Source organism: Trinickia sp. NRRL B-1857, from assembly GCF_050470685.1.
GTDB lineage: Bacteria > Pseudomonadota > Gammaproteobacteria > Burkholderiales > Burkholderiaceae > Trinickia.
Map to the genome: position 1 here is coordinate 1589233 of NZ_JBFLUK010000011.1, position 23129 is coordinate 1612361.

Below are 23129 nucleotides of genomic sequence, written 5' to 3' on the forward strand. Positions count from 1 at the left end.
CGAGAGTTCACCGGCGAACTCTCGAAAGACAGGCCTGTCCATGACTGTCTTTTCGATCCCGTATTTTGCTTAGCATTCCTAACTAGAAGCGCGTTTTTCTTGAACGCTGAAATATACGCCTCGAATAACGCGCGTCACGAATTCGCACGCCTTCATTGCGCGCGATAGATTTACTTTGCTTTTCTTCGAGATAGCTGGAAATAACGTTCGTCCCGCAAGTGAACGAAACATTCCCATTAGAGGGTTGAAAATGCGCTTTCCATTCAATACGAAATTGAACTGCATTTCGTTGGCCGCAGCCATTGTGCTGGCGGGCTGCGGCGGCGGAGACGGAGGTTCGTCGGCGGGAAGCCGCGCCGGTGCCGCCGCGTCGCCGTCTGCGTCACCGGCGGCGGCCGCGCCCGCCCCGGCGGCGCCGGCTGCCGCCACGCCGGGCATCGATAAAACCGTGCCGCCGGTGGAAATGCCCGACACCGTGGTGCCTGTGAACTACAAGCTATGGTTCCGCCCGAACCCCGCGCTCAATGCATTCGACGGCCGCGCCGACGTCGAAATCAAGGTGCTCAAGCCGGTCGATTCTATTGTCGTGGCCGCGCACCGTCTGACGTTCGTCAACGGGAACCTGACGCTCCAGCCCGGGAACATACCGCTGATCGCCAACCCGCAGGACGAGGGCGACTACTATCAGCTGCGCCCGCAAAGCGGCCAGATCGCCCCGGGCACCTATTCGCTGCACATGGAATGGAAAGGCATCATCAACTTCAAGACCTACGACGACCCGGCGACGAAAACGGGCGGTAGCTGCGGCAACGACAATTACCCGGGCTGCTCCGCCGCAGAGGGCGTGTTCCGAGTCGATCTGAAATCGCCCGAAGGGAAGACGAGCGGCGCGATCTTGACGCAAGGCGAATCCGATCTCGCTCGCCAATGGTTCCCGGGTTGGGACGAGCCGGCATTTCGGCCGACCTACGAGGTTAGCGCCGACGTTCCGCAAAATTGGCGCGTGGTCTCGAATGCCGCGGAGAAAGACGAAGTCAACGTCGATCAAGGCTATAAACGCGTGAGCTTCGAGAAGACGCCGCCGATGCCCTCATATCTGCTGTTCTTCGGCGGCGGCCAGTTCGATACGTTCGAGGACGACTTCTCGAGCCCGCTACCCGACGGCAAAGGACTGCATCTGCGCGTCTTCACGCCGCCCGGCATGAGCGAATGGGCCAAGCCGGCCATGGAAGAAACTAAGCAAGCGCTCGATTTCTACTATCGCTACACGGGCATCCCGTTGCCGCTGAAGAAATTCGATACGATCGCGGCCAACGACGCGTTCAAAGCCGAAAAGGACCTGAACTTCGGCGGTATGGAAAATTGGGGCGCCATACTTGAGTTCGCCGACGACATCCTGCCGCCACCCGGCACGACGATGTCGAACTACGGCGTCACCGTGCTCACGCATGAAGCCGCGCACCAATGGTTCGGCGATCTCGTCACGCTCGACTGGTGGGACGACGTTTGGCTCAACGAATCGTTCGCGACGTTCTTCGAAAACAAAACGAAGATCGCGTTCTTCCCCGACCGCTTTAGTCTCGCGGGTCAGGTCAAGAACAAGTACGCGGTCATCGCGGGCGACCTATCGTCCTCGTCGTACCCGGTTCAACCGAACTTCAATGCATGGGCATCGAACGATTTCGTCATCAACGCCGCATCGTTCGTCTATGACAAGGGCGGTCAGGTCCTCAAGATGATCGAGGGCTACCTGGGCGAAGACGTCATGCGAAAAGGGTTGCAGCAGTACTTGACCGACTATTCATTCGGCAATGCCACGCCTAAGCGACTCTGGGACGAACTCGCCCGCGCCAGCGGCCAGCCGATGAATGCGATCGGCGACAGCTTCGTGCGTCAAACGGGGGTACCGCTCGTATCGCTGGAGACCCAATGCGATCTGACGAACGATCAAACGGTCGTAACGCTCAAGCAGCAGGCGTTCCCGAATCAGAACGCGTATCCAGGCACGCAATGGACAATCCCGGTCACGCTGGCTTACGGCTTCAATTTCAATAACCGGAAGACGATTGCGATGTCGGATACGTCGATGCAAGTACGGCTCGCCGGCTGCGGCGCCGTGCTCGCCGATCCGAGCGGACAGGACTACTACGTCGTGAACTACGGCGACAATGCTTGGAGCGAGTTGTTTACGCAAAGTGGGGCGCTCCAAGATCCGCCGAGGTTGACGAACCTGAAGCTCGAGGCGCACCTACTCGTAGGCGCGGGTCTCGCCGATCCGTCTCGCGAGAAGAGCATCGATTCGCTCTCGCTTGCACCGAACGTCGCGGCTCGGATGATGCTCATCGAGCGCACTCCGCAGCAATCGTTCGAGCGGCGGATGCCGTTCTACCAAGGTCAGTTGAAGGCACAGAGCAAACCGAAGTCGAACTGACCGGAGTGTTTCGGTAACAATCTGGCGCGTGACGCATGCTTGAGGCAACCGCTCAGCACGTGGCACGCGCCGCATCGTCCGGCGCGACGGTGTCCCACTAAGTAAATTCACCGCGTTACAACGCCTCTTCTCAGTCCCAATCCGGCTATAAAAATAGCATTCGAGCCGTCGAAATTCGCTACGCTTTCGCGAGAAAAAGGCCTAGCCCAGATCCAACGGAACTCGCGGACAACCCAGGTATGTACCACGCTATCTCGATCGGTTTCACCGGCGAATACGAAGACGTCGTCACATGCGCTTATCCGTTGGGAAGCGGTTATCGCTGGTTTCTGCCTTCGCTCATGCGCTTTAACGCACTCGATAGCGAGAGTCCGTTCGGCGTCGGCGGCATTCATCCCTATTCATATTGCGCGGACGATCCAATCAACCGTATCGATCCGACTGGGCATATGTTCAGCATCTATGGACTGACGGCCGAGGAAACAATGAGCGCGCTAGAGGAGATGGACGCGCGTCAAGCAGCACCGAAAGCAGCACCGAAAACCGATCCGATGCCTAACGCCGGAACGTTTGGATCCTCGCATCGGCAGGGAGTCGACATGACAGACGCCGCTGCCACTCACGCTTCGGCTAACGTCAGCCCTCAAAGCGGCGTCCCATCGGGGTCGGGGGCCATCGGTGCGCATCATGCTGTCGGCGCCGCGACGTCTCCTATCGCGGAGCCCGCGCCCGGCATGCATCCGCAGACCGGCAACGTTCATCCGCCTGACGCAAACGTACATCCAATTTCAACGTTTAAGCAGGTACTCAACGATGCCAAGCCTGAAATAGCTGGTAGACGAAAAGAAGTGCGCGCAAGGGCGGCCGGGGTTGTCAAAGCGCTACAAAGGCAATTTCCTGGCCAGGTCAGATCGATAACGACCTTACTGGGCTACAACGAATCCGAGCTTAAACGCTACCTCGGCTCTCCTAAGTATGAATCACTACGCACCCAGATTCGCAGATATGCATCCAAAACGTCCGGGCGCCCGGCACAAGCCGATTGGAAGCGGATGGCCCCCTATTTCGCCGTGGATGTGAGCGACGTGTGATCAGTCGAATCGACGAGGCCGGTCACCTTCACAAAGGGTTCGACGCCTAACCGGCCGCGCTATTCAAGGACGAGCAGGATGGGAGCAGCGGCCCGCATGGAGTTCGTAATCGGCGCGAGTCCAATTCAGCTCGATACCGATCCGTTGCGTTCCCGGCCGAATCTTAGGCTTGTGCAACGTGAGCGTAATCGTATCGAGCGCGCCAAAGTCTTCGAACGAACGCACCGCGAGCTCGACCGCCAACGTTTCCAGCAAGCGAGTGTGAGGCTTCGTTTCGAGAAATTGCGACAGTCGTTCGCAGTACCGTTCGTAATCGATCCATTCATGCGCATCGGTTTCCGCCGGCGCGCACCGGTAACCTAGCCGCGCATCGATGACGACCGGCTGCGGCGCCAGGTGCTCGTGCGGATGAATGCCTACCCGCGTCAACGCTTCGAGCCCATCGACGAAGACCGTCCATCCGCGCCCACCGCGGATGGACGTCTCAGCCGAGCGCCAAAGCCCTTCCTGCACGGCAAACGGCTCGCTCGGCTTCACGATACGATCGGCGCCGCCGCGTCAAGCATGATGCGGCAAAAATAATCGGCGTAGCTGCGGCGCACGATGATCTCGAATGTATCGTCGTGCGTCGGAATCAGAACGATCGATGCCTTGAAAAAGTGGCTCTGCGCGCACTGCCCCTGCTTCAGCACGGTCGGATGCAAATCGAGCGGGCACCCGCGCGCGAGGACGTCGCGCACGCATTCGCCGCTCGCCTCCAGCACGGTGTATCCGCTGCCGACGTCGACGACGGAAGCGAACAGCGCACCCAATGCCGTGCGCAATTTACCCTCGAGTTCGGGCGTGCGCGCTTCGTTGGAGCGCACGAGCCACTCGTCCGGGCCGAGCCACAGCGCCTCGTACTCGCCGCCGCGCGCCAGCGTATTCGGCGCGGCCGGCAAATGCATGCCGATCACGCTTTGCACCGCGGCGGCAAAAGCGCCGTCGCGTGCATCGCCCCGCACGTTGACGAGTTCGAGGAACGCTCGCTCGCGCAGTCGAAAGCGTTTCGATTGTTGCGCGAGATTCGCATCGAGCAATGCCTGGGCGCCGATGAGCGGCGATTCGAGCTGTGCGCCGGCGCCCGTTGCAAGCGCACTCGTTCTATTCTCATTCCACATTCTGACGCACTCCTTCGACGTCGTAGAAGACGGGGCTCGCAATCGTCGCAGCCATCGCTTTTCCGTTCAAATCCACCGATACCTTTTGGCCCATTTTGCCGAGGCCGCCCTTGACTACGGCCATCGCAATCGAACGCTTCAGGATCGGGCTGTAGTAGCTGGACGTGACATGCCCCAACATCGGCACAGGCGTGTCCGCGACTTGATCTTTGGCTGGGCCGCTCGCGCCTTGCGCCAGAATTTGACTGCCTTCCGGTAAGACGTACGACGGGTCGTCGGTCAACAGCCCCACCAATTGCTTGCGCCCTTCCTTCGCGGTATCGGAGCGTGTCAACGAGCGCTTGCCGAGGCAATCCTTCGTTTTCGCCACGAGACCGCCCATGCCCAAGTCGATGGGCGTCATCGAACCGTCCGTATCCTGGCCGACGATGATGTACCCCTTCTCGGCACGCAGCACGTGCATCGTTTCCGTACCGTAGGGCGTAATGTCGAACTCCTCGCCCGCGGCCATCAACGCTTCCCACACCGCACGGCCAGCGTTGGCCGGGACATTCACTTCATAGGCCAGCTCGCCCGAGAAACTGATCCGCATGATGCGCGCACTGACTTCGGCCACGTTGCCTTCACGGAACGTCATGAACGGGAATGCCTCGTTCGAGAAGTCGATGTCGCGGCACACCTTGCGCAAGACCTTGCGGCTATTCGGTCCCACCACCGCGAACGTCGCGAAGTGATCGGTCACCGAGGTCAACCGCACCTTCATATCGGGCCATTCCGTTTGCAGCCAACGTTCGAGCCAGGTCAAGACGCGGGCCGCTCCGCCCGTCGTCGTCGACATGAGGTAATGCTGCTCGCCGAGGCGCACCGTCACGCCGTCGTCGAAAACCATGCCGTTCTCGTCGAGCATGAGGCCGTAGCGGCACTTGCCGACTTCCAATTTCGACCACGGGTTCGTATAGACCCAATTCAGCAGCTTGGCCGCGTCGGGTCCTTGCACGTCGATCTTGCCGAGCGTCGAGGCATCCATGATCCCCACGCTGGTACGCACCGCCAAGCATTCGCGGGCGACGGCGGCGTGCAAGTCCTCGCTGCCCTGCGGGAAGTACCACGGGCGCTTCCAGTTTCCGACGTCCTCGAACAAGGCGCCGTGTTCCACATGCCATTCGTGGACACACGTCTTGCGGATCGGATCGATGAAATCGCCGATCTCGCGCCCCGCGATCGCGCCGAAGGTCACGGGCGTGTAGTTCGGCCGGAACGTCGTCGTGCCCGTCTCGGGAATCGTCTTGCCGAGCGCCTGAGCGAGGATCGCCATGCCGTTGATGTTGCCGAGCTTGCCCTGATCCGTCCCGAAGCCCATGGCCGTATACCGCTTCACGTGTTCGACCGATTCGAAGCCCTCGCGTGCGGCCAGCAAGATATCGGCGGCCGATACGTCGTTTTGGAAATCGACGAATTGCTTCGGTCCGCGCGCCGCGCGTTCATGCGTGCCGACCAGCCACAGAGGCATGAGCGGCGACTCCTTGATATCGGCCACTTGCGGCGAAGCGGGCCGCGAGGCCGCTTTCATTCCGAGCGAATGGACGGCTTCGACGCCGGCGTCGAGCGCCAAGCGCAAGCCGCGCGCCAAGCTGAACTCGCCCGCTGCCGCCCCCACGCTCACTTCGGGCTGCATGCCCTTGCCGGGCACGAAGCAGGCCTTTTCGTCATGCCAATGCGCCTTGCCGCCCGATTGAGCGAACAAGTGCAACACGGGGCTCCATCCCCCCGACATGGCGACGAGATCGCATGACAACGTAGCGAGCGGCGCGCCCAGCGCGCCTTTGGCGAAGGACGCCACCTCCACCGACGACACGCGCCACTTGCCGCGAGCCTGATTGATCACCGCGCCGTTCATGACCACGACGCCATGCCGGCGCGCCGCCGCGGGCAGCGAGCCATCGGTTTGCGCGCGCGGATCGACGACGGTGACCTTCGCGCCGCAGGCTTTCAAATCGAGCGCGCTTTGATAACCGTCGTCATTGTTCGTGAAGACGACGGCTTCGTGCCCCGGCAACACGCCGTAACGCTGGATGTACGTCGATACGGCCGATGCCATCATGATCCCGGGCAGATCGTTGTTGCCGAAAACAAGCGGCCGTTCGTGAGCGCCCGTCGCCAAAATCACGCGTTTGGCGCGAATCTTCCAGACGAGTTCGCGCGTGCCCTTACGCATCGACACGGGCAGGTGGTCGGTCAAGCGTTGCACCACCGTGACGAGGTTATGGTCTTGGTAGCCGAACGCCGTGCTGCGCGAGAGGATCTTCACCTCCGGCATCTGCGAGAGCGCATGCTCGATCTTCTCGACCCATTGCATCGCATTCTTGCCGTCGATTTGCGCACGGCACGAGAGCAGCGAGCCGCCCAATTCGCGTTGATCGTCGACCAGGATCACGCGCGCGCCCGCGCTTCCGGCCGCATAAGCCGCGGCCAACCCGGCCGGACCGCCACCGACGACGAGCACGTCGCAATGCGCGAAGCATTTGTCGTAACGATCGGCGTCGCGCGTATCGGGGGCCTTGCCGAGCCCGGCTGCCTCGCGGATCTTCTCTTCGTACTTCGGCCACCATTTCCGCGGCCACATGAACGTCTTGTAATAGAAGCCGGCGGGAATGAAACGCGCGATCTTTTGATTGACGGCGAGCCGATCGTTTTCGATCGACGGCTCGGCATTCACGCTCGTGGCCACGAGGCCTTGATAAAGTTCGACTTCGGTCGCGCGCGCGTTGGGTACGCTGTACGCCCCGCCTTCGAGTTGAACGATCGCGTTCGGCTCTTCGACGCCGGCCGTCATCACGCCGCGCGGCCGGTGATATTTCCAGCTACGCGCCACGAAATGCACGCCGTTGGCGAGCAGCGCCGAGGCAAGCGTATCGCCTTGATAGCCTTGGTAGGTGCGCCCGTTGAACGTAAATGTGAGCGGGATCGCACGATTGATCCGCCCGCCCGAGCCCAGGCGATCTTTTTGATTGCTCATGTCACTTCTCTCCTTGGGTGCGCTTGGGCGAAGCCGCGCCGCCGAACGTTTCATAGCTTTGGAACGCGTACGACACCGTATCGCGCGTTGCCATGAACCAACGGCGGCAACCCTGCGTATGCAACCACTGCTCGCGATGGACGCCGCGCGGGTTCTTGCGCATGAAAAGGTACTCGCCCCACTCGCGATCGCTCAGTTTCTCGGGCTCGAGCGGGCGAGCGATATCGGCCTCGCCCCCGCATGAAAATTCGCTTTCGGCGCGTGGCCCGCACCAAGGGCATTCGATCGTCAGCATGTCAGTCTCCAAAGTGCGTGCATTAGTGCGCGACGGCGGCGGCGCCGTGTTCGTCGATGAGGTGGCCCGTGTAGAAGCGATCGAGCGAGAACGGGGCGTTCAGCGGGTGAGGTTCGTCGTTTGCGATCGTGTGCGCGAACGCCCAGCCCGATCCGGGCGTCGCCTTGAAGCCGCCCGTACCCCAGCCGCAGTTGAAGTACAAGCCCTTCACGTCGGTCTTGCTGATGATCGGGCACGCATCGGGCGATACGTCGACGATGCCGCCCCACTGCCGGTTCATGCGTACGCGCGAGAAGACCGGGAACATCTCGACGATCGCCTGTAGCGTGCCCTCGATCACGTGAAAGCTGCCGCGCTGGCCGAAACCCGTGTATTGATCGATGCCGGCCCCGATAACCAGGTCGCCTTTATCGGATTGGCTGATATAGGCGTGGACCGCGTTGGACATCACGACCGTATTCACAACGGGCTTGATCGGCTCCGACACCAGCGCTTGCAACGGATGGCTTTCGAGCGGCAGACGCACGCCGGCCATATCCGCCAGCGTCGTCGTGTTGCCGGCCGCGACGACCGCGACCTTCTTTGCCTTGATGAAGCCCTTCACGGTTTCGACGCCCACCACGGCGCCCCCGTTGCGACGGATGCCCGTGACTTGGCAGTTCTGAATGATGTCTACGCCGTGCGCATCTGCGCCGCGCGCGAAGCCCCAAGCCACCGCATCGTGGCGAGCCACGCCGCCGCGCCGCTGGAACGATGCGCCGAGGACCGGGTAGCGCGCGTTCAAGTTGATCGTCGGCTCGATTTCCTTGATTTGCTCGGGTGTCAAGAATTCGGCATCGACGCCGTTGAGCCGGTTCGCGTTGACGCGTCGCATCGTATCGCGCACGTCTTGCAGCGTATGCGCGAGATTCATCACGCCGCGCTGGCTGAACATCACGTTGTAGTTGACGTCTTGCGAGAGCCCTTCCCAAAGCTTCATCGCTTTTTCGTAAAGGGCCGCCGATTCGTCCCACAGGTAGTTCGAGCGGATGATCGTCGTATTGCGAGCCGTATTGCCGCCGCCGATCCATCCTTTTTCGAGCACCGCGATGTTGCGCACGCCATGCTCTTTCGCCAAGTAGTAGGCCGTGGCGAGGCCGTGCCCGCCGCCGCCGACGATGACGACGTCGTACTCTCGTTTAGGTTCGGGACTGCGCCACTGGCGCTCCCAGTTTTCGTGGTACGACAATCCGTTGCGCACCAAACTGAATATCGAAAAGCGGCTCATAGCGGTGGTCTCGAAGGGAAGATTGGCTTTGATGAGGTTTGTCTTAGCATTCGATGACGTTCACGGCCAACCCGCCGCGCGACGTCTCCTTGTATTTGGTCTTCATGTCGGCGCCCGTCTCGCGCATCGTCTTGATGACGGAATCGAGCGAAACGTAATGCTGCCCGTCGCCTTTGAGCGCCATGCGCGACGCGTTCAGCGCCTTGATCGCACCCATCGCGTTGCGCTCGATGCACGGGATCTGCACGAGCCCGCCGACGGGATCGCAGGTCATGCCGAGGTTGTGTTCCATGCCGATTTCGGCGGCGTTCTCCACCTGTTGCGGCGTGCCGCCCATGACGGCTGCGAGCGCCGCGGCCGCCATCGAGCAGGCGACGCCCACCTCGCCCTGGCAGCCCACTTCGGCACCCGAAATCGACGCCGTCTCTTTGTAGATGATGCCGATCGCGGCGGCCGTCAGCAGAAAATCGACGATGCCGTCGTCGTTCGCGCCCGGCACGAACTTGACGTAGTAGTGCAGCACGGCAGGAATGACGCCGGCGGCGCCGTTGGTCGGCGCGGTGACGACTCGCCCGCCCGCCGCGTTCTCCTCATTCACGGCCATGGCGTAGAGGTTGACCCAATCGAGCATCGAGAGCGGATCGCGCAGCGACTCTTCGGAACGCGCGCGCAAGTGCTTCGAGAGCTCGGCCGCACGGCGCTTCACGCGCATCGGGCCGGGCAGTTCGCCCTCGGTACGGCAGCCGCGCTCGACAGAGCCTGCCATCGTGCGCCAAATCGTCAGGAGTCCTTCCCGTACCTCGGCGGGCGAACGCGAGGCGCATTCGTTCTCGAAAGCGACGCGAGCGATCGACAACCCGCTCTCCAGGCATGCACGCATCAAGTCGGCCCCCGTGCGAAACGGATGGGGCACTTCGGCGCCGGCGCGCACGCCGTTCACCCGATCGCCGTCCCGATTCACGACGAAGCCGCCGCCCACGGAGTAATACTCCTTCTCGACGAGCAACTGGCCGTTTTCGTCGAACGCCTGAAAGCGCATCCCGTTCGGGTGCACGACGCTCGTGCCGCTCATCATCCGGCGGTAGAAGGCCAGATCGTCTTTCTCGTCGAAGCGGATTTCGGTCCCGCCCATGAGCCGCAGCTTTTTATCCGACCGGATCGCGGCCAGCCGAGGTTCGATCAGATCGGGGTCGATCGAGTCGGGAAGATGGCCTTCAAGGCCGAGCAATACGGCCTTATCGGTGCCGTGCCCCTTACCCGTCGCGCCAAGCGAGCCGTACAGCTCGACCTTGACTTGGCGCACGTAGGTGAGCAGGTTGGCATCCTCGACGTGCGATACGAAGCGGCATGCAGCGATCATCGGCCCGACCGTATGCGAGCTCGACGGGCCGATGCCGATCTTGAACAGATCGAAGACGCTAACGTTCATAGGGACTGCCTCGCGTTGGGTTCGAATGGAGGAATGCTATGGACGCCAGTACACCAAAGCGTAAAATCCGCCGATAGAACAAAAACGGCATCGCGCTGGGATGCCGTCGCCAAACCTCGCTGGGGCCTGCCGCTGCGGGCGTTTCAGCGATGATCGGCGACGGAAAACCACAAACGCTAAGCGGAGCAATCGGCGACGCTGGGCGGGTATGCTGCTGCATCCCCTATTCTTCACTCGCATGAACGCCGTCGAACCGTCACCGCTCGTTTCCACCGCCGCCCGAGAGCGCATCCGCTTCGGGATCGTGCTGCTGCCCAATTTCACGCTGACGGCGTTCTCGGGCTTCGTCGACATGTTGCGGCTATCGGCTGACGATAGCGATTTCAGCAAGCCTGTGCGTTGCGCCTGGAGCGTGGTCGGCAAGACGTTCGCGCCCGTGCGGGCGAGCTGCGGAATCCAGGTCACCCCCTGGGAGACGTTCGACGAGGCCGAGCCGTTCGATTACGTCGTCGTCGTAGGCGGGCTCTTGCATTCCGGCCCGCAAGCGGACGATGAGACGTTAGCTTTCATTCGCCGCGCCGCGAGCGACGGCGCCACGATCGTCGGGATTTGCACGGGGGTGTTTACGCTGATGCGGGCCGGCGTGCTCGATGGCCACCGCGTGTGCGTGAGCTGGTTTCACTACTGGGACTTCATCGAACGCTTTCCGGCGGCCGATGCACAGATGCTCGTCGCCGATCGCCTCTTCGTGATCGATCGGCGGCGCATTACGTGTTCCGGGGGCCGTGCGTCGATCGATGTGGCGGCGGCCATTTTGCTACGGCATTTCGATCATGCGACGGTGCAAAAGGCGCTGCGGATCTTGCTGGTTGGGGAGATGCAGAACGGGAACGCGCCGCAACCCCATCCACCGGGGCTCGAGCCGGCTACGCACCCGAAGATCAAGCGCGCGATCTTGCTCATGGAGCAGCATCTGGGGCGTGCGCTGACGCTAGAGGAATTGGCCGGCAAGCTCGATTTGTCGCCGCGTCAACTCGAACGGCTTTTCAAGGCGCAAACAGGTAAGACGCCGCAGACCTTCGCTAAGCATGTACGGCTGCGCACGGCGGCTTGGTTGCTGACGAGCTCGGATAGAACGGTTGCGGACATCGCATCGAGTTGCGGTTTTTCCGATGCGTCGCATTTGGGTCGCGAGTTCCGTAAGCAGTACGGGATGCCGCCCGTGGCGTTTCGCGAAAACAAGACTGGGAGTGCCCCCGACGACCAGGTTTGCGACGAATATTTCTTGGCGTCGGGGGCGATGTCTTGAGGTTGGGGGCAAGCGGGCGAATAACCGGCTTTAGCAGTGGTTCCGCCCGTGTAGCTATCGCGACGCTTTACCCAGCGGATGCTCCGATAGATACACTCTAAGCGCCGTGTTCATGCGTGTTTGCCAGCCGTCGCCCGTAGCACGAAATGCCTCAAGGATGTCGGCGTCGTAGCGAATGCTGATCTGCTCCTTCGGGCTTTCCAAGGGTGGGCGTCCCGCACGTCGCTTGGCCATGACCTCTCCAAATGGACGCAGCCGTTTGAACTCCTCGTCGCTCAACTCGCGCGTGTCCGGATCCGCCGCAATACCCCGCTGGATCGACGCGTCTTCTTCATCCGTTGGATGGACCAATTTACGTTTGCTGCTCATAGCGTTGAACATCCAGCTCGGCTGCCGTAGACAGTGACACACCATGCTTTTGGTTGTTACCGGCATCCTTGGCAGGATCGAACTCGATTTTGATACGCATTATTGTAGCTGCAATAATTATCCCATGCCACTCTTCGAGATGGCCCCCGACGCCAGCCCGCTATATTGGCTCCGCCCCGATGTCTCCTCAGCGTTCAGGTCGCAATATCGGAACGAATGACCCCTGATCGCGCCCTGCAAACCTCGGCGCGGCAACGGCATGCGCGCCATCGACAAAAAGAAAAACGGGCCGTCTGGCCCGTTTCAAATTCCATCGCTCCATGGCTTCGCCGGACCAACCGTCCGTCCCTGCCCGGGGCGAACGTCCGCGTCAATGCGAGGCGATGTACGCCTTCACCGCGGCAAGGCCGTCCTTACCGTCGAACGTCGTCACCCCGGCCAGCCACTTGTCGAGCACCTGCGGATTGCTCTTTAGCCACGCGGCCGCCGCCTTGTTCGGGTCTTGCTTGTCCATGATCGGCACCATCACGTGGTTTTCGATATCCGTCGTGAAATGCAGATTCGATACAAGCTTGGCCGCGTTCGGGCAGCGCGTCGCGTAATCGGGCGGCGTCGCCGTGAACACCTTCGCTTCGCCGTAATTCGGCCCGAACACCGCATCGCCGCCGTTCAGATAGTCGATCTTCATCTGCACGTTCATCGGATGCGGTTCCCAGCCGAGGAAGACGATCCATTGCTTCTCGCGAATCGCCTTATTCACCTGCACGAGCATCCCCGCCTCGCTCGACTCGACCAGCTTGAACTTGCCCAGTCCGAACTGATTGCCGCCGATCATCTTCTGAATCAACGCATTGCCGTCGTTGCCTGGCTCGATGCCGTAGATGCGTCCGCCGAGCTTATCGGCGTATTTCTGAATATCGGCAAACGACTTGAGCCCGCCGTTGTAGACGTAGTCGGGGACGGCCAGCGTGTATTTGGCACCGGTCAGATTGGGCGCGCTCAACACTTCGATCTGCTTGGACTTGACGAACGGCTCGATCATCGGATCCATCGTCGGCGACCAGTAGCCCAGAAACACGTCGATCTGCTTGCTCTTGATGCCCGCGAACGTAATCGGCACCGATGCGATCGTCTTCGTGGGGTTATAGCCCAACCCCTCGAATACGGCCGAAGCCAGCCCCGTCGTAGCGGCAATATCGGTCCAGCCCACGTCGGCGAAACGGACGTTGCGGCACACGGCCGAATCCGACGCATAGGCACTCGTCGTCATCAGGGCAGCCGCAGCCAAGGCCCAGCCGGCTTTCATCAAACGTTGGTTCATTAGACTCTCCTCAATCGCACAATTATGTCGGCTCATCGCCGTTTTAAAAAATACTTCGACGTATTACTAGGACTCCTAAGCATCTACTGTGAATCAATTGGCTTGCCGGCGTTCCCGGCTAGGCGCGTAGCCGAACTGAGCCCGGTACGCCTTACTGAAGTGGCATGGCGATTGAAACCCGCATACGCTGGTCACGCGGGCAATCGATGCATCGGTCGTACGCAGCAAATCCCGCGCGCGCCGCAATCGCAACGACAGGTAGTAATGCGTCGGCGAAACGTCGAGATACACCTTGAACATGCGTTGCAGGTGCCGCTGGGAGAGCCTGACGAGCCGCGCCAACTCTTCGAGCGAAAGCGGCTCTTCGATGTTCGCCTCCATCAACCGCACGACTTCGATGAGCTCCGCGCGCGAGAAACCGATGCGCGCGTCGACCGGGATCGGTTGATGATCGTTGGCGCTGCGAATACGCTCGAGGATGAATTGGGCCGAGACCTGCGCGGCTAGGTCGCGGCCGAGCCGCTCACCTACGAGATGCAACATCAAATCCAGCGGCGCGGTGCCGCCCGTGCACGTCAACCGGTCGCGGTCGATGACGAACAGTTCGTCGCGGAACTTCACGCGCGGGAACTCGTTATGCAGCGACGACATGTCTTCCCAATGTACGGTACAGCGATAGTCGTCGAGCAAGCCGGCGCTCATCAAGGCATAGGCGCCCGTGCAAATCGCCCCTAGCGGCACGCCGCGCGCGCCGAGATCGGCCAGCAACGTTGTCACGCGCGTGTCCACGGCGCTGCGGATCTGCGTGCCGCCGCACACGATCAAGACGTCGGGAATACCGACTTCCTCGAGCGTGCGCGTCGGCGTGACGGTGACGCCGTTGCTCGCGCGCACCGGCACGCCGTCGGCCGACACGACCGACCAGCGGTAGTGCGTGCCGCGCGAGACGTAATTCGTCATCCGCAGCACCTCGACGGCGCTCGTGAACGCAATCATCGAGAAATTGGGCAGCGTCAGAAACCCGAAATGCACGGGCATCGACGCTAGTGCTTCGGGCTGCATCACGGTGGCCGGCGTCATGCTTGCCTCGCGCAGGTCAGCTTTGCGTCATCGGTTGCTGGGCACCCGCGCGTAGCCGCATGACGCTGCGCAGGCCTTTGAAGCGCGGTGCGTTCGCCATTCCCGGCGTACGGCCGAAGCTTTCGGTAATACGATCCAAGATGATCGCGAGCAACACGACGGACAAACCGCTCTCGAAACCCAGCCCGATATCCAAGCGCTGAATACTCGCCAGCACGTCGTTGCCCAGGCCGCCGGCCCCTACCATCGATGCGATGATCACCATCGACAACGCCATCATGATCGTCTGGTTCACGCCTTGCATGATCGAGGGCAACGCGTTGGGGAACTGGACCTTGTAGAGCAATTGCCACGGCGTGCAACCGAACGCCTGCCCCGCCTCGACGATCTCGCGATTGACGTGACGAATGCCGAGACTCGTCAAGCGGACCGCGGGCGGCATCGCGAAGACGACCGTCGACAAGATCCCCGGCACGCGGCCGAGACCGAACAGCATCGCGGCCGGAATCAGATAGACGAAGGCCGGCATCGTCTGCATCAAGTCGAGGATCGGGCGCACGACGATGGCGACGTGCTTATCCTTGGCCGTCCAAATCCCCAGCGGAATACCGAAGACGAGACTGATGAGCGTGGACGACAGCGTCAGGCCGAGGGTGATCACCGTCTGGTCCCAGAAACCGGTCGCGTAAATGAGCAGCAACGAGAGCGTCGTGAATAGCGCGAATCGCCAGCCGATGCGCCATAGGCCGATCCCCACGAATACGGCCATCAACGCCCACATCGGAATGGCTTGCAAGCCATGTTCGACGAGGCCGGCGAGACCGTCGATCGCACGTCCGATGACGTCGAACGTTTGGCTATCGTGATCGAGCAGATAGTGGACGGACTGATCGACCCAACTGCCGAGCGGAATGAGTTCAGACATGCGAGCCTCTCGTACGCGTGATGGCATTTAGAACGACGGCGCGATCGACCGAGCCGCAATAGCAACCGTCGTCGTCGACGACAGGGAGTGCGCGCGCGTGTGCGACGACGCGCGAAACGACATGTTCGAGCGTCGCGCTGCGAGCAATGCATTCGACTTGCGCCAAGCGCGGCGACGCATCGCCCAACGCATCGCGTGTCACGAAGCCGCGAATCTTGCGCTGCGCATCGAGTACGAACGCATAATCGGCACTGCCGTTCAGCGAGGCAGCCACGCCCGCCGCATCGAGTTGGCGCACGAGCGGCACGGCGTCGGTCTGCATTAGATCGCCGGCCGTCAGATAACGGCTCGTATCGACGCCGTCGAAGAACGCTCGCACATAATCGTTGGACGGGCGGCTGATGATCTCCTGGGGCGTACCGACCTGCACGAGACAGCCGCCTTCCATAATTGCGATGCGGTTGCCGATACGCAGCGCCTCTTCGAGATCGTGCGACACGAACATGATCGTGCGGCGCTGCTCCTTTTGCAGTTGCAGCAAGACGTTTTGCATCTCCTTGCGCTTGAGCGGATCGAGCGCCGAGAACGCTTCGTCCATGATCATCAGCGAAGGGTTCACGGCCAGCGCCCGCGCCAAGCCGACACGCTGTTGCATGCCGCCCGAGAGCTCGGCCGGCAGCTTATGCGCGAACGGTGCGAGGCCCACCTGCTCGAGTACCGCCATGGCGCGAGCTTCACGGGCCTTGCGAGCCACGCCGGCCACTTCGAGGCCGAAGGCGGCGTTCGAGAGCACGGTGCGCTGCGGCATTAGCGCGAACGACTGAAACACCATGCTCATATCGGTCCGCCGCAGCGCCGTTAAATCGCGACGCCGCGCCGCAACAACGTCGCGTCCGTCGATGAGCACTTTGCCGGCCGTCGGATCGACGAGCCGATTGATCAGGCGAATCAATGTCGACTTGCCGGAGCCCGAGAGCCCCATCAAGACGAATATTTCGCCCTCCTGAACATCGAACGAAACGTCGTGCACGCCGACGACCTGTCCCGTGCGAGCGAAGATTTCATCCTTCGTCGAACCGGCCGCCAGCATGTCGAGCGCTTGCTTGGGGTTCGCGCCGAACACCTTGCTGAGCCCCTGCACCATCACCTTCGGTGAACTCATCTCTTCCGTCTCCTTGCGGCAGGCCGACGCCTGCACAGTCTGCCTACATGGTTGCCAGAAAAATCCCCGTGCGGCCGACGAATTCCGACGCACGCTTGCGAAAATGCGACACGGGCCCAATCACGCCATCGCGCGTCTTTCCCGCCGAGCCCCGTACGATAAGGCTGCGTGCCTCGAATGCAATCCTCGCATGCTTGACCCATGTCGCGAAACGACAGATTCGCGTCCGAAAATGCGTGCGCACCGCGCATATCGGCTGGCAATACTCAGCCCAACCGGATCCGCACCCGATTGGAATCCGGGCAAGCACAAAAGACCGATTACAACGACGACGGAGCGCACCATGAGTCACCGCAAGACCCAGTCACGCCTATCATCCGCCGTTCTTGGCGGCGCGGCGCTATTGCTCGGACCGCTTCACACACCCGCCGCATTCGCGCAAACGGCCGATGCGGCCGGTACCGGCGCAAGCGCACCGGTTGCCGCCGCGGCCGCGAGCGCCGATCCGGCGTCGGCCCCGAGCGCGGCCGCTCCGAGCCCGGCGCCCAGCACTTCGCCGTTCACGGCCAACGTCACGCTCGCGTCTCAGTACGTCTCCCGCGGTTTTAGGCAAACGTGGGGGAAACCGGCGATCCAAGGCGGCTTCGACTATACGAATCCGAATGGGCTTTTCGCGGGCACGTGGCTCTCGACCGTCAGCAGCAAGTTCATCGAAGGGGGCAGCGTCGAATGGGATCTGTACGGCGGGTATGGCGGCGCGTTGGGCGATCTGTCGTACACGGGGACGGTCTACTACTACGTCTATCCGGGCGCGCGCATGTCGGCCACCTCGACGAGCTACAACTACGGCGAATTCGTCGCGGCCCTGACGTACAAGTGGTTCACCGCCAAGTACTGGCTCACTTATACGCCGAACTACTTCGGCTATGACAGTCAATCGCTCGGCATCGGCAGCGGTCAGAATAGCCGGGGCTCGGGCTACCTCGACTTGAACACGAACATCGACCTCACGCACGGCTTCTCGCTGCTGCTGCATTACGGTTGGGAACGCGTGCAGAACTTCTCGGCCTACAACTGGCAAGACGCGAAAGTGGCCGTCTCCAAGACGTTCGACGGCGGCTGGACGTTGACGGGTGCGGTGACCAAAGCGTGGGGCGCGACGAACGTCTATGATCGCTACACGACGGGCGCGCCGGATTCGTCGGGCAACATCGCGGTTTCGAACCCGCTGAAAACGACGTTTTTCGCGACGATCACGAAGGTGTTCTGAGTCTTTCCGAGAATCTAACTGCCGGCGTGACCGGCCGGCAGTCGGAAACCTCCCATCGACGGCTTACGCATCCGTCAATGTGAAAGTGATAGAGGTGTTATTTCCGCCAGGCTCCTGCGATCCCGCAGGAGAAACCTTGAGTAAATTCTGAGCCCCACCGTCTAACTCGAGCGAGCAGTGGTTATGACCAATCCAGGGATTATCCAAATGCAATTTAATCCACCCCAGATTATAACCTCGAGGAGATATTGAGTAGTAAAACCAACATTCACAGCCGTAGAAAACATCGTCACTCCAAATGTTCACTTGATTCGTGACTCCAGGATATAGAGCATCCGGATGCGACTGCCCCTCCTCGCGTCTATCAATTCTATCAAACAATAGAGTTTGGCTTGACTGATTATGAATTATGCAGACAATTGACCGCTCACTCATGACTCACCCTCGCAAACGACTTTCACTGAATACGCTTTAACTCCCCCACGATCCTTACAAACAAAAGAAGCGAGCGCGACATCGATGGAATATTTTGGCTCTCAAATGTGACTTATCACAACCCTACCTGAACCAAGCATTCGTCATTCGATGAAAATACGGTAGCACAAGCATTCGCCTAACAACCTATTAGTTGTTCCAGTAGACGACATGACAGAAGCGATTCGAGAGAAGCTTTAATAGCCGTCGCATCGCGATATAAAGGCAGATCTGCGGGCAAAGTACCTCCATTAGCAGGTGATGCTCGCGCCGCCCCAACCCGACGCTGCGTCTGCGCAGCTCGACCCCGTCCGTTTTTGTTTCATGACAGAATTGCCGCGTCTCGAAACCCGTCCACGCGGCAAGCCATGTTCCTCCCGTTGCGATCCCCCCGGCGTTCGTTCATCGTCGCCGCTTGCGCTGCGCTCGTCGCGGCCGGTTGTTCGGTCCTCGCGGCCGCCGACCCCAACGCGTTGTGGCAGATCGTCAACTTGGACTGCGTGCCGGCAGCGCGTACGACGGGAAAAACCGGGCTTTGCGCGACCGTCGATTTGCCGGGACGCTATGCGCTCCTGAAAGATCGATCGGGCGTCGCCCAGCACCTGCTGATTCCGACCGACCGGATCTCCGGCGTCGAAAGTCCGCTGCTCTTGGCGCCTACCGCCCCGAACTACTGGGCCGACGCTTGGGATGCGCGCCGCTACGTCGAAACCGCTTTAAAGAAGGCTCAGCGTGAGCCGCTCGCGGACGATCAGATTGGGCTCGAGATCAATTCGGCGCTGCGCCGCTCGCAAGAGCAACTGCATATCCATATCGACTGCGTGCATGCCGATGCCACCGCAGCGCTTGCTCGGCATCGCAGCGATCCGCCGCGCGTTTGGACCTGGGATACGATCGACGGTAGCCGCTATCGGATCATGCGCATTCCGGGTCCCACGTTCGATTTCAATCCCTTCGATCTCGTCGCCGGCGCCCGAACGAGCCCGGACCTCATGGCGAGCCAAACTATCTTCGTGACCGGCGCCGGCGCCTCGGCCGCGGAAGCGGGTTGGCTCGTCGTCAATAGCAGCCTCGATACCGACGGGGGCACCGGCTCGGCCGAGACGCTGCTCGACCATCGGTGCAACGCCGCCCAGCCGTTGTGATCGCATAGTCGATAAATAGCCGATATACCCTCGCATTTGCAATTTTTTGCATTTTCCGAGTGTCATTATCGAACCCGATGCTGCAAAATGCCGCGGCAACGCACGCGCGGTGCGGCCCGCAGCGGGTCCGGCCTATCGCCGGCTCGGCGGCGTGCTTCGTGCTATGCGAAAAGCCAATGCAAAAAAGTAAGAACCAAGAGGCAGGCAATATGCAATTCACCATGCACCGGTTTGCGATCGCCGTGTTGGCCGCCGCGGCCATTGCCAATCTGAACGGATGCAGCTCGTTATACGGCGAAAGCGCCTCGGCGGGCGCCGGTATCGCCGGTGCCGCATTGGCGGCCAAAGTCACGCGTAACGCGGCGGTGGCCACCGGTATTGGCCTGGGCGCCGTCGCCGCCGCGAAAGCAGGCGTGCAATATACCGAGCGCGTCATTCACCGGAACACCCAGAACACCATCGCGACGGCAGCCGGACCGCTCGCGGTCGGCGCGATTGCGCCTTGGGACTCGAAGCACACGCTGGCGATCGAAAGCGACGAGCACGGCCGCGTGACCGTGAGCCGCACGATCAGCACCGGCGCGCTCGACTGCAAGGAAATCGTATTCTCCGTCGACCAGGACGCGACCCAGAAAGAACCGGCGTCGAGCGCTTTTTACGTCGCGTCGATCTGCCGGGACGGCAATGCATGGAAATGGGCGTCGGCGGAGCCCGCCACGGAACGCTGGGGTGCACTGCAATGAGCGCGCGCTTGATGCTCGCCGCGCTGGCGTGCGCCGTTGCGGGCGCGACGCTTGGCGGCTGCTCGTCGATCGGTGCCGCCAGCGGTGCGGCGGCCGGCGTCGCGACCGGTATCGTGACCACAAACCCGGCGGTCGGAATCGGCGTCGGTATCGCGGTGCAGGCGGCGACGGACGAAGCCGTCAACCGCTACATGCTCGTCATGCATCGCGATCAACAAGACGCGATCGCGATGCTGGTCGGCGAAATGCCGGTGGGCGCATCCGAGCCGTGGCGCGTGAGCCACACGCTGCCCGTCGAGAACGGCCACGGCGAAGTGCGAGTGCTCCGCGCCTTCGATACCGCGTTAGCAAACTGCAAGGAATTCGCGTTCTCGGTCGTCGACGGCGAGAAGGCCGATGCGAAGGTGGACTGGTTCACCGCGAACGCCTGTCAGCAAGGCGGCCGGTGGAAGTGGGCATCGGCCGAGCCGGCCGTCGATCGGTGGGGCACTTTGCAATAACGGCAGCGACGCTCGATGCGCGCCGCCGGCGGAGGGGGCCGGCGGGGCGGCAAACCATGCCGCTCACGCCGCCCGCGTGGGTATCCGCCGATGACGGCTCACTACGTTACTGCGCTTCCATGACGAGCAACTGAGCGCCGTCGGCCACTTGGTCGCCCACGCCGTACAGCACTTCCGCAACTTTGCCCGATGCCGGCGCGCCGATCGTATGCTCCATTTTCATCGCTTCCATCACGATCAGCGGTGCGCCCTTCTCGACGATCGTACCCGGCTCCACCAAGACCGCGATGACCTTGCCCGGCATCGGGGCCGTCAATCGCCCTTCGCCGTGCTCGGCGTCGGCGGCGTGCGCGAGGAGGTTTTGCCATTCGAACGTCAGGGCCGATCCTAGGCAGAACACGTGAAACAGATCGCCGTCGAGGAAGACGCGGCCCGTCACGCGAGCATCGCCCAGGCGCGCACCGTACGTATGGGCCTCGCTACCGCGCCACCATTCGAACGGCTCGGCGACGCCGTCATGCTCGAGCGTTCGCACCTCGCCCTCACGCACATAGAAAACCTTGAATGCGTTCTCGTTTTCCGTATCGCGCCATTCGATCGTCTGCCGATAGCTGCCGTTCAAACGCCAATGCGATAGCGCATCCCACGGCGACGCACCATGGGAGACGCCGCCCTCGCGCGTCATCAACGCGCCGCAAGCCAGTGCCAATGCCTCCTTGAAAGGCTTATCGGCCGGGGCGAACAATTCGGCATGATGGCGTTCGATCAGCCCCGTATCGAGATCGGCGGTCGCAAAAGGCTTGCTTTCGACGATGCGACGCAAGAACGCAACGTTCGTTTGCGGGCCGACTGCCTCGCAGGCCTGCAACGCGCGGCTCATGCGCGCGAGCGCTTCTTCGCGATTCGCGCCGTGCACGATCAGCTTGGCGATCATCGGATCGTAGAACGGCGTGATCGTGTCGCCTTCGCGGACGCCGCTGTCGATACGGATCGGCGCACGCGACGGCGACCCGATCGCAAATTCGACGCCTTCGGGCATGCGCAGATACTTAAGGGTACCCGTCGAAGGCAGGAATCCGCGCGCCGGATTTTCGGCATAGACGCGCGCCTCGATCGCATGACCGTCGATACGCAATTGCTCCTGCCGCAACGGCAACGGCTCGCCGGCAGCCACACGCAATTGCCACTCGACGAGATCTTGCCCCGTGATCATTTCGGTGACCGGATGCTCGACCTGCAACCGCGTGTTCATTTCCATGAAGTAGAACGCGGTGTCGGTCATGATGAATTCGACCGTACCGGCACCGACATAGGAAACGGCGCGTGCGGCGGCCACAGCGGCCTCGCCCATGGCCCGGCGCACTTCGTCGGCAAGCCCCGGTGCGGGCGCTTCCTCGAGCACCTTTTGATGGCGGCGCTGAACCGAGCAATCGCGATCGAACAGGTATACCGCGCCGCCGTGGCTATCGGCGAACACCTGCACCTCGACGTGACGCGGGCGCGTCAGATACTTCTCGATGAGCACGCGATCGTTACCGAAGCTGCTTGCCGCTTCGCGCTTGCATGAAGCCAGCGCTTGGGCGAAGTCCTCGTGCTTCTCGACGACGCGCATGCCCTTACCGCCGCCGCCCGCGCTCGCCTTGAGCAGGACGGGGTAGCCGATCGCATCGGCTTCGCGCTGAAGCAGATCCGCGTCTTGCTCGTCGCCGTGGTAGCCCGGCACGAGCGGCACAGCCGCCGCATGCATCAACGCCTTGGCCGCGGCCTTCGATCCCATCGCGGCGATCGCCGAGACCGGCGGGCCGATGAAGACGAGCCCGGCGGCCTCGCAAGCCTGCGCGAAATCTTCGTTCTCGGAGAGAAAACCGTAGCCCGGGTGAATGGCTTGCGCACCGGTTCGCAACGCGGCGTCGATGATGCGCTCGATGCGAAGGTAGCTTTCGCTCGCCGCCGCGCCGCCGATATGCACCGCTTCGTCGCAAGCCGCGACGTGCTTGGCGTTGGCATCGGCATCGGAATACACCGCGACGCTCGCGATCCCGAGCCGCTTACACGTCGCCGCCACACGGCAAGCAATCTCGCCGCGGTTTGCAATCAAAATCTTGTTGAACATGGAATGTCTCGCAATGAAGCGGCAGTCGG

At 61.7% G+C, this 23129-nt stretch carries 18 protein-coding genes and 1 pseudogene; 7 read left to right on the top strand and 12 right to left on the bottom strand.

The features are described from left to right. Positions 1-250 precede the first annotated feature (250 nt). Together AB1286_RS27440 and AB1286_RS27445 are read left to right on the top strand one after the other, a co-directional pair. Positions 251-2431, top strand: coding sequence for a M1 family metallopeptidase (locus AB1286_RS27440; RefSeq protein ID WP_430366356.1), 2181 nt, complete (start codon positions 251-253; stop codon positions 2429-2431). Positions 2432-2670: 239 nt separating this feature from the next. Continuing rightward, positions 2671-3522 carry an RHS repeat-associated core domain-containing protein gene (locus AB1286_RS27445; protein WP_430366357.1) on the top strand — a complete coding sequence of 284 codons (852 nt, stop codon included), beginning with the start codon at positions 2671-2673 and terminating at the stop codon, positions 3520-3522. Between the two features lie 63 nt (positions 3523-3585). On the opposite strand, the gene AB1286_RS27450 is transcribed toward AB1286_RS27445, so the two are convergent. Genes AB1286_RS27450 through AB1286_RS27475 form a run of 6 tightly spaced genes read right to left on the bottom strand, consistent with a single transcriptional unit; the run spans position 3586 to position 10689 of the window. Beyond that, complete coding sequence (locus tag AB1286_RS27450; protein WP_430366358.1) at positions 3586-4059, bottom strand: dihydroneopterin aldolase; 474 nt, start codon at positions 4057-4059, stop codon at positions 3586-3588. After that, positions 4056-4682: a sarcosine oxidase subunit gamma gene (locus AB1286_RS27455; protein ID WP_430366359.1), complete on the bottom strand. Its 627-nt coding sequence runs from the start codon at positions 4680-4682 to the stop codon at positions 4056-4058. The genes AB1286_RS27450 and AB1286_RS27455 overlap by 4 nt, the downstream gene beginning before the upstream one ends. Then, positions 4672-7698, bottom strand: coding sequence for a sarcosine oxidase subunit alpha family protein (locus AB1286_RS27460; RefSeq protein ID WP_430366360.1), 3027 nt, complete (start codon positions 7696-7698; stop codon positions 4672-4674). Before AB1286_RS27460 ends, AB1286_RS27455 begins: the two co-directional genes overlap by 11 nt. Position 7699: 1 nt before the next feature. Further along, positions 7700-7993 carry a sarcosine oxidase subunit delta gene (locus tag AB1286_RS27465; RefSeq protein ID WP_430366361.1) on the bottom strand — a complete coding sequence of 98 codons (294 nt, stop codon included), beginning with the start codon at positions 7991-7993 and terminating at the stop codon, positions 7700-7702. 22 nt (positions 7994-8015) lie between these two features. Then, the gene (locus AB1286_RS27470; RefSeq protein ID WP_430366362.1) at positions 8016-9260 is read right to left on the bottom strand and encodes a sarcosine oxidase subunit beta family protein; all 1245 of its coding nucleotides are present in this window, start codon (positions 9258-9260) and stop codon (positions 8016-8018) included. 43 nt (positions 9261-9303) lie between these two features. Next, positions 9304-10689, bottom strand: a complete 1386-nt coding sequence (locus tag AB1286_RS27475) for an L-serine ammonia-lyase (RefSeq protein WP_430366363.1) — start codon at positions 10687-10689, stop codon at positions 9304-9306. A gap of 238 nt (positions 10690-10927) precedes the next feature. On the opposite strand from AB1286_RS27475, the gene AB1286_RS27480 reads away from it, so the two are divergent. Continuing rightward, positions 10928-11998, top strand: coding sequence for a GlxA family transcriptional regulator (locus AB1286_RS27480; protein ID WP_430367340.1), 1071 nt, complete (start codon positions 10928-10930; stop codon positions 11996-11998). A gap of 54 nt (positions 11999-12052) precedes the next feature. Here the strand turns inward: AB1286_RS27480 and AB1286_RS27485 are convergent, their stop codons facing one another. From AB1286_RS27485 to AB1286_RS27505, 5 genes and pseudogenes are all read right to left on the bottom strand, one after another. Further along, on the bottom strand, positions 12053-12367 hold the full coding sequence (locus tag AB1286_RS27485; protein ID WP_430366364.1) for a BrnA antitoxin family protein: 315 nt from the start codon (positions 12365-12367) through the stop codon (positions 12053-12055). A gap of 370 nt (positions 12368-12737) precedes the next feature. Next, on the bottom strand, positions 12738-13673 hold the full coding sequence (locus AB1286_RS27490; RefSeq protein ID WP_430367341.1) for a choline ABC transporter substrate-binding protein: 936 nt from the start codon (positions 13671-13673) through the stop codon (positions 12738-12740). A gap of 108 nt (positions 13674-13781) precedes the next feature. Beyond that, a complete protein-coding gene (locus tag AB1286_RS27495; protein ID WP_430366365.1) occupies positions 13782-14768 on the bottom strand; it encodes a GlxA family transcriptional regulator in 987 nt (328 codons plus the stop codon). Positions 14769-14784: 16 nt separating this feature from the next. Continuing rightward, positions 14785-15693, bottom strand: a complete 909-nt coding sequence (gene choW / locus AB1286_RS27500) for a choline ABC transporter permease subunit (protein WP_430366366.1) — start codon at positions 15691-15693, stop codon at positions 14785-14787. Beyond that, a pseudogene (locus tag AB1286_RS27505) lies at positions 15686-16966 on the bottom strand (quaternary amine ABC transporter ATP-binding protein); the annotation flags it as partial. The pseudogene AB1286_RS27505 and the gene choW, both read right to left, overlap by 8 nt. A 232-nt stretch (positions 16967-17198) precedes the next feature. Here AB1286_RS27505 and AB1286_RS27510 point away from each other — a divergent pair. The 4 genes from AB1286_RS27510 (at position 17199) to AB1286_RS27525 (ending at position 20987) form a co-directional block, all read left to right on the top strand. Further along, positions 17199-18125 (top strand): TorF family putative porin, encoded by a 927-nt coding sequence (locus tag AB1286_RS27510; RefSeq protein ID WP_430366367.1) that lies wholly within the window; start codon positions 17199-17201, stop codon positions 18123-18125. Between the two features lie 842 nt (positions 18126-18967). Further along, complete coding sequence (locus tag AB1286_RS27515) at positions 18968-19744, top strand: CDP-diacylglycerol diphosphatase (protein ID WP_430366368.1); 777 nt, start codon at positions 18968-18970, stop codon at positions 19742-19744. Positions 19745-19953: 209 nt separating this feature from the next. After that, complete coding sequence (locus tag AB1286_RS27520) at positions 19954-20487, top strand: hypothetical protein (RefSeq protein ID WP_430367342.1); 534 nt, start codon at positions 19954-19956, stop codon at positions 20485-20487. After that, on the top strand, positions 20484-20987 hold the full coding sequence (locus AB1286_RS27525; RefSeq protein WP_430366369.1) for a hypothetical protein: 504 nt from the start codon (positions 20484-20486) through the stop codon (positions 20985-20987). Before AB1286_RS27520 ends, AB1286_RS27525 begins: the two co-directional genes overlap by 4 nt. Positions 20988-21093: 106 nt before the next feature. On the opposite strand, the gene AB1286_RS27530 is transcribed toward AB1286_RS27525, so the two are convergent. Then, positions 21094-23100, bottom strand: coding sequence for an acetyl/propionyl/methylcrotonyl-CoA carboxylase subunit alpha (locus AB1286_RS27530; RefSeq protein WP_430366370.1), 2007 nt, complete (start codon positions 23098-23100; stop codon positions 21094-21096). Between the last annotated feature and the right edge of the window lie 29 nt (positions 23101-23129).